The following is an 11,572-nucleotide window of genomic DNA, read 5'->3' as shown; positions in this document are numbered from 1 at the left end:
CGGGATAAAAGCGTGGTTTTCCCACTGTGTGTTATCAGCTGAAAATCTATAAATTGATTTTCTTCGTTTATTTTCAAAACCTATTCGACTTGCAGCCAAACATAATAGGTTTGGCAGCAGTCTGAATACCGTGTTAGCACACGCATTTTAATGGTCAGTCTTAAGCCCCCTTTTTAGGAGGGTTGAATTTGTGAGACGATAGCCGAAAGGTAATCCATGCTAAAAACATCCTCTTATTCACCACAAGTAAAGAGGAAATCACAGGGGTTTATACCGCGGTCATCATATGGTATTGGCGTTGCACATATCATCGAGTTCGAACGCCTAAATATCGTTATAAGATATTGAAAGTAACGTCGGGAAAGAGCCTGATAGAACAATTTATATTCTCTGCAATATGAAGGGCAGTGAAGTGCTAGAGCTAAATGTTCAGCCAGAGCATGTCCATTTTGTTGCCATGATCCCTCTTCAGTTATTAATTTCAACCCAAATGGGAGTCCTGAAAGGATGTAGTGCAATAAGACGTGATAATCGATTGCTCCCTATACGTAAAAAACGCTGAAGTCACCATTTTGGGCTAGTGGATATTTTGTTGATACGCTGGAGGGTGATGGCGTTATTATCAGGCGTTATGTAAGGTATTAGGATAAAGTTGCTCAATAACTTGAGCAACAAATGGCATTGCTAGAGGATTAATCAGGAATACAGCTACCTTATCGGGAATCAATGTAACGCCACCTTTTTAGAGGTGGTATTTTACTATTGGTAACCTCTGGAATCGGTTTTTTCTACTTTTTGATCAGAAAACCAAGGGATTTATTTAATCATGCTTCCCTGTGACCAAACTGGATTATTCTGTCGGTAGCAGGCTAAATGCTATTGTCACCTGTTTATTTAAAACAGATTTCAGCCCAGCGAGTAAGACCTGCGGTAACGGAACCAAAATCATTCCCGCGAACAATCGGAATATTGGGGAGCTGTTGCTGGATAGCTTGGCTTAAAAATGGTGATTGTGCTGAACCTCCAGTCATAAAGATAACATCAGGCTGAACTCCACCTTGGTTGACCGCCTCTTTAACCAATTCAATCATTTTACTTTTTGGTGATTCGATAGATTCGACCATTTGGTCACGATGAATATTAATTTCTAGCGTTTCATTGGTTAATGGAATGCGAGCCAAATAATTTTCATCGTTAGATAAGGCAATTTTAGCTTCTTCAGCACGGCGAACGAGGCTATAGCCTAAAGTGTCATGATAAACTTCGATGAGGCGAATTAACTTTTCTGGTTCTTGTGCATCTTGTCTTAAACGATTGAGAGCGGCGAAATTTTGTTTCGCATAAAAATCTTTTTGAGCTTCTACGTTATTGATCGCGATAGGGTTCCAAAATTGAGAAATTGGCATTTTAATCCCTGACACTGTTTGGCTGCTCATACCAAACTGATCCATTAATTGCTTTAACGCCAAATAGATATCAAGGTCATTACCGCCAACCCGCTGGCCGCTGTGCGCTAATAAACTCTCGGTACGATCTGTTTTATGACGATAAGTTGGCCCCATTCTGATCAGTGAGCAATCTGTGGTACCACCGCCAATATCGACAACTAATACGGTCTGATCTTGGTGTAAAGTCGATTCATATTCTAGACCTGCGGCAACAGGCTCAAATTGGAAGGCGATATTTTTAAAGCCTGCTCGTTTTGCCGCTTTTACCAAAATAGCTTCTGCTTGTTGGTTGGCTAGTTCGCCACCTCGGCCATGAAAGTTGATGGGGCGGCCAATAACAGTATCAGAGATCCTCTGCTGAAGGTGTTGTTCCGCTTTATATTTAATATTGGCCATCATCGCACACACTAAGTCTTCAAAGAAACTGATCTGAACTTCGTGTAGGCCGGAGGCACCGAGAAAGGATTTGGGGGATTTGACATAATAAACATCGCGGGGATCTTTAAGGTATAAATCCAATGCTGCTTGACCAAATACAATATCTTCAGGCGCTAATTCAATACCTTCTTCACGGTTATAAGCTAATGAACGTCTGAGAATTTGCTCACCTATTGCATCCGATGGCGTGATATTTAGATGTCGAAATAGATGTTCAGAAACAGATTCTCGAGTAGGTGCACAAAGGGTTGAAGGAATATAAGCGTTATCGCCTTCTAAAGGTAAAAGAGTGGGGGTTCCTTTATCCATGATTGCGACAGCGCAGTTTGATGTTCCATAGTCAAAGCCAATAAACATGTTGCCTCCAATGACCTTCGTTGCATATTGAAAAGGCGGCAAACTTTACCGGAAGCAGTGCATAATTACCACTATTAAAATGACATGGTTGACATGAATAATACCGCCGCTGTGTTATTTAACGCATGGAGTAATATTGGTGCAATGAGTGTGCGAGTGTGAATTCTAACGTGACAAAAAATAGCCCCCATTATCATGAGAATAATAAAGGTACTGAACGAGGTATATTGCGAGTGCACAGAGGAAAATAAAAATGAGGAAGCGAGGATAGCGAGCCATTTTCCTCTCGCGCCATACCACATGCCAGCATTGAGTAAAAAGCCCCTAAATATAATTTCTTCACCAATAGGTGCCGCAATAATTAAGGCGATTACATAAAGGAAAAACACCAACCCACTAATATGGCTGACGCTTTTTACCCACTCCTCTTCAACACCGAATAGTGCATTCAGAAACATCAGTCCGATTAACGCAAAGATGGGGAGTATGAGTGCTTGCCAGTCAATTTTACCAATAGGCATAAGGTTGAATCTCTTTTGGTAATAAGACCAACAAATTAAAGCGCAAGGCAACATCAACAGTATTGAAATAAATGGAAATGCATATGCGGAAGTTAACAAGTTATTCGCATCTGGCATCAATAGAACGAAAAAGGGTGATAAATACCAAGCAACAAATGCGCTGAGACAAATGAGTGAATGAGCGATGCGACTCTTTGGCGGATTCATAGATAAATATCCTTTTTCGTATAACGTGATTATTCCGTTGGATTTCGGTTTGGTAATATACGTAAATTTAAGATAAATTCACGTTATAAATAAAAATTTATGAAATATTTTGCGATATAGGTTGCTTAAATCATCGAAAATACGCCTTTCCACCATTCTGTCAAAAGAAAACGACTGACAAAATAAATCAAAGGGATATGCATTAAATACTTATTTGAGTGAGCGCAATTATGGGGTAGCTTAGTAAAAATTGTTATACATTCACAAACAGGGGGTCATGGATGCTAATTGTTGAGATGTTAAGTACTGGGGATGAGGTATTACATGGCCAAATTGTGGATACTAATGCGGCTTGGCTAGCAGATTGTTTGTTCCAAGCAGGCTTCCCATTGAATGGGCGAGCAACGGTCGGTGATGATCTAAATGATTTAGTACGAACTTTACGCGAACGAAGTGAACATGCAGATATTTTGATTGTTAATGGTGGATTAGGTCCGACCAAAGATGATTTAAGTTCTCTGGCGGCAGCAATGGCGGCAGAAGTGCCTTTAGTTGAACATGCGGAATGGATTGCCGTGATGGAGCGCTATTTTGCATCCCGAGAGCGAGTGATGCCAAAAACAAATCGTAAACAAGCGCTATTACCAGAAGGGGCGGAACTCGTGGATAACCCTGTTGGTACAGCATGTGGTTTCGCGATGGAACTTAATGGATGCTGGTTGTTTTTTACGCCGGGGGTGCCTTCTGAATTTAAAGTGATGGTGCATGAGCAAATTTTGCCACGGCTACGTCAGCGATATCCATTTCATGAAGCGCCGCTCTGTTTGCGATTAACCAGTTTTGGCCGTAGTGAAAGTAGTTTAGCAAAACAGTTTGATCAGCTACCTTTACCTGACGGGTGTGTGCTTGGTTATCGCTCGTCTATGCCGATTATTGAATTGAAGCTGACGGGGCCTGCAACATTAAAAGAGCAGATGTTAACTCAGTGGCAAGTGATTAAAGATGGTGTTGGCGAAAATTTGGTTTTTGAGGGCACCGAAGGTTTACCAAGTGTGATCTGTCGAGAGCTAAATGCGAAACGAGTTAGCGTTGCTATATGTGAAGAGTTTAGCGCTGGGTTGCTGACATGGACGTTAAATACTGCATCGGTGCCACTCAATGGCGGGAAAGTGATTGGTCAACAAGAAGATCAATCCTTATTAACGCTGATAAGTCATGCTCGTGAAATGGCTAAACAAGAAAATACGCATATCGGTTTAGCGGTGGGTGGATTCCATGATGGATGTTTATCATTAGCATTATACACACCTGAAAAAAGCTATGCCCAGCGTGTGCGTTATATGCCAAGCAATCATAGTACTAAGGTAAAGCAGGAAGTTAGCGTCATGTTAGTGTTAGATATGTTGCATCGTTGGCTCAATGAACGTGAAGTTTTTGGTCAATATGAGTGGCTAGAACAATCAGAAACATTAATAAAGTAATCTAGGCTATGCGCTGTGTTTGGTATGAAACAACACAGCGTTTATAAAACGTCCCTTCATAATATCAAACGAATAATATCTATCTATTATTGAATTTTTAAATTTTTATATTATATAACATCGTTGCTGTTGGTAGTTTTACTTAATATGGTGAGTTTTAATTTTAACTTATTTAATGACGTAAATGAGGTGATGAGATTTTATTTTTTTATTCTCAATGAAGGAGGAGAATCGATTATGCAACATAAAATGTTAGCCACTTTATCAGCGTAATGACTTTAATGGGCGTGAATTGTTTTTTAAATGAGGGCCAATATAAGTAAAATATATTTATATTGTTTTAATAAATCACATTTATTATTTCAAAAGATATCAATTGTGATTTTTTAAAGCAACTGACTGTTAATTAAGATAATTATTTTGTTTTTTTATTGTGCTTATTTGGCGAGTTAAGCATGATATGAAAATATTGAACGAATATTAGAAAAAACAGAAGGCTAAACGAAGAATATCTTATTAAAAATAGATGATTTTATAATAATTCATTGTATTATCATTAGGTAATGCAGTATGGTTTACTGCAAGCTAATCGCGATTATAAACAAAAAAACATCTCTGTAATCAGATGATGTGGCTATTTAGGTGAACGCACAAATACGGATGTAGAGATTCTATCGATATAATAGGGCAACGGGTGTCTATTATGTCATATCACAGGGAGCCATCAAATGGAGAGCGATTCAGAATGTATTTAACAGACTCTCATCGTGAGAAGATAGAAGGAACGATAACCTCTAATATGACATTGTGTAAATATACAGTTGTCCGCAAAATGTTATCAAACTTATGGCAGAGCTATAAATATAAATTAATAGAAACAGATTGAACGAATCCGTTCACTGCTATGGTTTAGCAATTGTATTTTGGTGTGTTAACAATGAAACCAGTGAATGACGTAGCTATGGGCTAGGTAAAAATTATCGTTGTTTGGTCTTCACTTTTTCTTATTTATAAGACAAGTATGAGAATAATGCATCGTTGAATGTGACAACTGACCTTACAAATAACGTTTAAATTGATTACCGATGTGCATGTCGTTTATTTCTACATTACTTATTTGGAATTATTTCATGTTTATTTCACAGCATCATCGCAGTATCGTTAAATTTGCTATTTTATCTATCGTTTTAGGCAGTAGTTTTCTGAGTAACTCCATTGCACAGACACAGAGTTCATCGGTCGAAATGACTCATGATAAAGGTGTGCAATTAATTAATGGGGATGGCGTTCCTGTTGATCTCGTTAAAGGTCGTTATTATATTCATCAATCGGCGGTACAGGGATACCCGCTAGGGCAACTCCATTTAGGCATTTTATTTTATTTTGGCGATGGTGGAATACAAAATACGGCCTGCGCCCAATGGTGGTTAGAAAAAGCGTCACACGCGAAAGGAGAAGTGCATGACCTTGCCAAAAATTTTCTTGCTGAAATTCGAGCAGAAACCGCAATGTTATCACCCGCATCTCGCGCGCTCATTGCAGCGCCTGATCTGAAGCTTTGCCAACAATTACCGGAAATGACAAATAAAGGTATTGGGAGCAACCCTTTTAAAATAGAGCCAATTCGTCAGCCAAAAATTGATCTTGCGTTAGTGCAAAATGCCATCATCTCAGTACCGAAATTTAATCCCACTTTAGCACCACTAAGGTATGAGCAATTTCAGCAAAAATTTTCTACCCTGCCTAGTTTCATTGAGGTGATTCGTGCGAGTGGATACCTATATCATGATGTATTGAATCAGTTATCAGAACACGGGAAGTTACTTGCACATCATATTTTTAGTCATCAACAAAAAGAAGAGACCCAAATAGCTAACCATTTACCTGTAGAGCCGCTTCAGCCTGTTGAGGTTGCACGCAATCTCCCAAAAAAATCAGCGCAAACCACAACCCTAGAGCCCTCATTGTCTGAGCAGCAAGGAGAGCCAGCGAATAATGCGGCGCGGCAAAGCAAACGATTAGTACAGGGAGTGATTGAAGGGGAGGGTGTGGTGTCTGACCCAATAGTGGAACCCTTACGTCATGATGATGAACAAACACCAGAGACAAAACTCATTGATTTGGCTGCGACACTTCGTAAGTTACCTGAAAATAAGATATTACATGTCACAATGAAGCCAGAGGAAGAAACGGCCAAACAGGATAACTCTTCTGCTATGGTAAAAACCGCGAAAGTCGAGAATAAGCCATCATCAACGATAAGCCCAGTGTATAACTTAGGAGGTGAGCTGCGGACAGCTAGCGCTTTACATTATACGTTGCAGCTTGGCAGTGCGAGTTCACCCTCCGGTCTATATGACCAAGCCCGTCGCCATAAATTATCGAATTATTTAGTGTATGAAACTGTGCGCAATGGGCGTCAATGGTATGTTTTGGTTTATGGCGAATTTGCTAATTTATCGTCAGCAAAACGAGCGTTGAAGACTTTACCCGCAGCCATTCAACGTGATAAGCCATGGGTGCGTAGTTTGAGACATGTCCAATCGGAGTTGCATTAATTTATTCCGTCGTGAGTGCGGATTGTATTTTTGTTGTGGCATGCTGTAGTGAGACTTCGCCTGCCACCACCGTCAGTAAGCGTGAATCTTTAAATAAGGCAATTGAGGGCACCGATCGAATACCGTAGATAGGTGCCAATGTAGGAGACTGAGCAATGTCAACGATGCCAAAATGAATAGCAGTGCTATTTAGTTGTGTCGGTAATTGCTCAAAGATAGGCCGCATATTTTTACAAGGCTGGCACCAAGAGGCGGAAAAATACACAACGGCGATCTGCCCAGGCTGTTCTGGATTTAAGAGAGCACGATTAAAACTGCATTGATCGAGGTGTTTGATGATCGCCATAATGAGATCTATTTACCTAAAATTTAATGATCACTCGGTAAATCGAAAATATGTTCGCTAAGATTATCGACAATAGTGTTAGGTAAGCAAGAAATGCTAGTGAGAAATTTATCTTTTTGATACACATTGACTTCTGCTTCATGCTTTGTGCCTAAATATGCAGAGGATATGGTATAGGTGTAGTGACCGTTACGAAAATCCATCTCATAGATTTGCGCAGTACCCGTATCGGTATCAGCACCTTTTGGATTGAAATAGCGCGCCACTAATTGTTCTGGCTTTCTCTCCATAGTGATATCCGGTGTTTGGTTCAGTTTACCAAACTGATAAATATACTGCCCATTCACTAAACTGACATTAACCTTTTTTTGATTTTTATTGACACACTGGAAGACAGTAACAGTATGGGAATTCGCAAGAGCAATGGGAGAAAGTAATCCTAAAGAGAGGGTAAAACACACTATATTACGGTAAGTTAGCATAATGAATCCTAATATTCTTATTGTGTAAGGGGAGCATTTAACGACTATAAACATTATCAGACGGTTTGATTAACTTGTTATATAACTGATGAGTTTATTTTGCTACAGCTAATTTATGCTGACGCCGTTTTCAGATAAGTTGATTAGCGACCTTTCAATACTATTTTGAGTCGGAATATATACCGCTATTAGAGGGAAATACCGTTTATTGATAAAACGCTTTTCGACTTTTAACAGGGTTTATTCTCAATCTCGAGTGTATTATTTAGAGGGAGCTATGATTGATATCATTACATCGTAATATTGTTTGAGTGTTATATTTTAATTATCACTATGCATGATTTTTTATTAGAGAATGGATGCGAGTTTCAAGTGTGTGAGTAGCAAGATTGCATTGTCCTCCAATAGCCCTGACGTGAGCATCGCTATCGTAGAAACGGTTGTGCTATAGGCAATATTGCCCAGTGTGTTGTTTCGATTTTTATTAGTTTATATCCCTCCTTTTTGTATTCGATGGCGATTGATCCGCTGTGGATAGCCTCAAAGTACTTATATGTTGCGAATAAGATCTATTTTAGGAATTTGTGCGTTCGCTACCATTTCTTTTGAATGCAAATGTAAACTAATATCATTTGTACTAAGTACAAGGTAAGATAGCACCATTATTTGTGATATGGGTGAAATCGGCGGGTTACATCATAAGTTCAAAGCTTGTTTTTGTGATGTTACTAACCGTGTTGAGCATGCGATGTGTTTAATAAATCAGATCGGCTCATCACACCTAAAGCGATAACTCTCATTATTTAGAGTATAGATGGAGGAAATTGGATGTTTGTAAAATCATTAACTTCGGGGCTAGTTTTATTGTCGGCCTTAGTGTTGGCGGGTTGTGATCAATCTAAAGAAAACAAAGAAACCTCTGCGGCGGCTGAGAAACAAACGATCACGATTGAGCATGCTCAAGGTAAAACAGACGTTCCCCGCCATCCTGAAAAAGTCTTCGTGATGAATATGGAAACCCTAGATATTATGGATGCACTGGGTGCTCCAGTCGCGGGTCTTCCACAAACTAACGTCCATTTACCCAAATTCTTATCTAAATATAGCGGCCAAGAATATACCAATGCAGGGACATTGTTCGAACCTGCTTATGAAACCATTAGTAACGCTCAACCAGACCTCATTTTAGGTGGTAGTCGTGCTCGTGATGCATACGATAAACTGAGTGCGGTTGCTCCCACCATCTCAATGGATATTGATAACAAACGTTTTATCGATAGCTTAACAGAGCGCACGACTGAATTGGGTATGCTGTTTGGCAAAGAAAAAGAAGCTGAGCAGTTAGTTGGTGATTTCAAAGCAAAAATTGCGGATATCAAAACGAAAACACCAAATGCAGGTAAAGCTATGGTGATTCTAGTGAGTGGCGGTAAAATTTCTGCTTATGGTCCTGGTTCACGTTTTGGCTTTATTTTTGATGAGTTAGGTTTTGAACCTGCTTATGTGTTCGGTGAAGACACAGGCAGACACGGTAATATTGTTAACGCAGAATTGCTGGTCAAACTGAACCCAGATTGGTTGTTTGTGATTGATCGTGATAGTGCAATCGGTCGTACTGATGCGCAGCCTGCTGCACAAGTATTAGATAATGCATTAGTAAGAAAAACATCTGCATGGGATAAGCAGCAAGTGACCTATCTTGATCCAACTGCGGTCTATATCGCTGGTGGTATTCAAACTTATTCTCAGTTAATGGATGATGTTAATAACGCACTGGAAAAAAGCCAAACAAACTAATCAATGAAAACGCTTTATCTATTTTTTGGAATTATCGCCTTATTGGTATTAGCGGTGATCAGTTTGTTTATTGGAGCGGGTGACGTGTCACCCGTTTCACTTTTCACTGACCCCGAGATGCAGGACATCTTTTTTATCAGTCGAATTCCTCGAACCGTTTCTTTAATCTTAGCAGGCAGCGCAATGAGTGTTGCTGGGCTTATCATGCAACTTCTCACGCAAAACCGTTTTGTTGAGCCTTCATTGGCTGGAACCACTCAATCAGCGAGTTTAGGCTTACTGTTTGTCATGGTGTTGTTCCCAACTGCGGATATCATGACAAAAATGGTGGTTGCGAGTGGGTTTGCTTTGTTAGGCACTATGCTGTTTATGATCCTGTTGCGCCGAGTGATTTTAAAATCTGCTCTGATTGTACCGCTTGTCGGTATCATGTTAGGTGCGGTGATTAGTGCTCTCACCATTTTTACAGCTTATACCTTTGATTTATTGCAGGCATTAAGTGCTTGGATGAGTGGAGATTTTTCTAGCATTATTCAAGGTCGCTATGAGCTTTTATGGCTAGTCGGGTTGCTCACATTGCTTGCGTGTTGGATTGCGGATAGCTTTACAGTGGCTGGAATGGGGCGTGAATTTGCTATCAATGTTGGTTTAAACTACCGCAAAGTGATGACGATTGGGCTCTCTATTATCGCGTTGATTAGTGGGGTCGTCGTCGTTGTCGTGGGCGCGTTGCCTTTCTTAGGACTGATTATTCCTAATCTTGTTAGCTTAATTATGGGCGATAACATTCGTAAAACACTGCCGTGGATCTGCCTTGCCGGTGGAGGCTTAGTGTTGCTTTGCGACATTATCGGTCGATCAATTCGCTATCCATTTGAAATACCCGCAAGTGTTATTTTAGGTGTTATCGGCGCCGTGATTTTCCTTTTCTTATTATTGAAGCAGCAACGTTATGCAAAAAGTTAATGCATCAATTGCATTGCCCAAAAAGGGTATGACACCACGACAAAGGATATGGATTTTACTGGGGCTATCGGTTTTAGCGATTGTGCTATTTATGACGATTAACCTAGGCAATAACCTCGCTTATATACTGCCGCATCGGGGTTATATGGTACTGACAATGATTCTGGTTGCATTTGCTTCCGGTGTATCGACGGTACTTTTCCAAACGATTGCTAATAATAAAATTTTAACGCCTTCCATTATGGGGCTAGAGGCGTTATTTATTTTATTACAATCCATCTTTGTCTTTTATACCGATATTTTTCCTGCATCATGGCTATTAAATATTGGTAAGTTCTTATTAGAATCTTCGTTATTGGTTCTCTTTTCGGTATTGCTTTATCGCTGGTTATTTGTGTCAGCTAAACTCAATATCAACCTTGTTTTGATGGTAGGTATTATTCTTGGGACCTTATTTCGCAGTACTGCTACGTTATTGCAGAGACTGATGGATCCTAACGAATTTTCTATTCTACAAAGTCGTATGTTTGCGACCTTTACACGTGCGACACCTGAGCTAATTCTCTTTACTCTCATCATTACGCTTGTTGTCGGCATTCTATTATGGCGCATGCGTTATTGCTTTGATGTTTTGGCGCTTGGTCAAGCGAATGCCATCAATTTAGGTATTAATTATCGTCATAAAGTGACGGTGATCTTGCTGCTTATCTCCATACTCGTCGCTATTTCGACCGCCTTGGTCGGGCCATTAACATTTTTAGGATTAATGGTGGCGAACTTAGCTTATTTTATTAGTGGTAGTAGCCAACACCGTTATCTATTGCCTGTCTCTTTCTTGTTGGGGGTAATTGCGTTAATTGGTGGGCAATTGATCCTAGATTATGGTTTGAATATGGCGGGTACGCTATCTGTTGTGATCGAATTTATCGGCGGCATATTCTTTATTTATATGGTGTTAAGAAGGTTTTAGT

At 39.8% G+C, this 11,572-nt stretch carries 9 protein-coding genes and 1 pseudogene; 6 read left to right on the top strand and 4 right to left on the bottom strand.

The features are described 5' to 3' along the window. Positions 1 to 281: 281 nt before the first annotated feature. Positions 282 to 645: pseudogene (tnpA, locus tag ACWPW6_RS16475) on the top strand (IS200/IS605 family transposase). A 245-nt stretch (positions 646 to 890) separates the two neighbouring features. On the opposite strand, the gene yegD reads toward tnpA, so the two are convergent. Continuing rightward, positions 891 to 2,243: a molecular chaperone gene (gene yegD / locus ACWPW6_RS16470; RefSeq protein ID WP_196713673.1), complete on the bottom strand. Its 1,353-nt coding sequence runs from the start codon at positions 2,241 to 2,243 to the stop codon at positions 891 to 893. 74 nt (positions 2,244 to 2,317) lie between these two features. After that, a complete protein-coding gene (locus tag ACWPW6_RS16465; RefSeq protein ID WP_154622006.1) occupies positions 2,318 to 2,971 on the bottom strand; it encodes a CPBP family intramembrane glutamic endopeptidase in 654 nt (217 codons plus the stop codon). A 281-nt stretch (positions 2,972 to 3,252) separates the two neighbouring features. Here ACWPW6_RS16465 and ACWPW6_RS16460 point away from each other — a divergent pair, with 281 nt between their 5' ends. Together ACWPW6_RS16460 and ACWPW6_RS16455 are read left to right on the top strand one after the other, a co-directional pair. Then, positions 3,253 to 4,452, top strand: a complete 1,200-nt coding sequence (locus ACWPW6_RS16460; RefSeq protein WP_154622007.1) for a nicotinamide mononucleotide deamidase-related protein YfaY — start codon at positions 3,253 to 3,255, stop codon at positions 4,450 to 4,452. A 1,130-nt stretch (positions 4,453 to 5,582) separates the two neighbouring features. Beyond that, positions 5,583 to 7,010, top strand: a complete 1,428-nt coding sequence (locus tag ACWPW6_RS16455) for an SPOR domain-containing protein (protein ID WP_196713672.1) — start codon at positions 5,583 to 5,585, stop codon at positions 7,008 to 7,010. 1 nt (position 7,011) lies between these two features. Here ACWPW6_RS16455 and ACWPW6_RS16450 read toward each other — a convergent pair whose 3' ends face one another. Together ACWPW6_RS16450 and ACWPW6_RS16445 are read right to left on the bottom strand one after the other, a co-directional pair. Continuing rightward, a complete protein-coding gene (locus tag ACWPW6_RS16450) occupies positions 7,012 to 7,356 on the bottom strand; it encodes a thioredoxin family protein (RefSeq protein ID WP_247047704.1) in 345 nt (114 codons plus the stop codon). Positions 7,357 to 7,379: 23 nt separating this feature from the next. Continuing rightward, on the bottom strand, positions 7,380 to 7,838 hold the full coding sequence (locus tag ACWPW6_RS16445; protein WP_196713671.1) for a hypothetical protein: 459 nt from the start codon (positions 7,836 to 7,838) through the stop codon (positions 7,380 to 7,382). Positions 7,839 to 8,666: 828 nt separating this feature from the next. Between ACWPW6_RS16445 and ACWPW6_RS16440 the strand changes: the two genes are divergently transcribed. From ACWPW6_RS16440 to ACWPW6_RS16430, 3 genes are read left to right on the top strand one after another with little or no spacing between them, the layout of a single operon-like run. After that, on the top strand, positions 8,667 to 9,635 hold the full coding sequence (locus ACWPW6_RS16440; RefSeq protein ID WP_154621990.1) for a siderophore ABC transporter substrate-binding protein: 969 nt from the start codon (positions 8,667 to 8,669) through the stop codon (positions 9,633 to 9,635). A gap of 3 nt (positions 9,636 to 9,638) precedes the next feature. Beyond that, positions 9,639 to 10,601: an ABC transporter permease gene (locus ACWPW6_RS16435; protein WP_154621989.1), complete on the top strand. Its 963-nt coding sequence runs from the start codon at positions 9,639 to 9,641 to the stop codon at positions 10,599 to 10,601. Beyond that, complete coding sequence (locus ACWPW6_RS16430) at positions 10,588 to 11,571, top strand: iron chelate uptake ABC transporter family permease subunit (RefSeq protein WP_154621988.1); 984 nt, start codon at positions 10,588 to 10,590, stop codon at positions 11,569 to 11,571. The genes ACWPW6_RS16435 and ACWPW6_RS16430 overlap by 14 nt, the downstream gene beginning before the upstream one ends. The last annotated feature ends 1 nt before the right edge of the window (position 11,572 follow it).

It is taken from the genome of Providencia sp. Marseille-Q8014 (assembly GCF_965112055.1).
The sequence above is the reverse complement of the archived record's forward strand: the minus strand, read 5'-3'. Positions and strand labels throughout refer to the sequence as shown.

Coding starts and splice junctions, on each gene's coding strand:
- ACWPW6_RS16460 (WP_154622007.1), top strand. CDS start 3,253: ATGCTAATTGTTGAGATGTTAAGTACTGGGGATGAGGTATTACATGGC.
- ACWPW6_RS16450 (WP_247047704.1), bottom strand. CDS start 7,356: ATGGCGATCATCAAACACCTCGATCAATGCAGTTTTAATCGTGCTCTC.
- ACWPW6_RS16445 (WP_196713671.1), bottom strand. CDS start 7,838: ATGCTAACTTACCGTAATATAGTGTGTTTTACCCTCTCTTTAGGATTA.
- ACWPW6_RS16435 (WP_154621989.1), top strand. CDS start 9,639: ATGAAAACGCTTTATCTATTTTTTGGAATTATCGCCTTATTGGTATTA.
- ACWPW6_RS16430 (WP_154621988.1), top strand. CDS start 10,588: ATGCAAAAAGTTAATGCATCAATTGCATTGCCCAAAAAGGGTATGACA.
- ACWPW6_RS16465 (WP_154622006.1), bottom strand. CDS start 2,971: ATGAATCCGCCAAAGAGTCGCATCGCTCATTCACTCATTTGTCTCAGC.
- ACWPW6_RS16455 (WP_196713672.1), top strand. CDS start 5,583: ATGTTTATTTCACAGCATCATCGCAGTATCGTTAAATTTGCTATTTTA.
- yegD (WP_196713673.1), bottom strand. CDS start 2,243: ATGTTTATTGGCTTTGACTATGGAACATCAAACTGCGCTGTCGCAATC.
- ACWPW6_RS16440 (WP_154621990.1), top strand. CDS start 8,667: ATGTTTGTAAAATCATTAACTTCGGGGCTAGTTTTATTGTCGGCCTTA.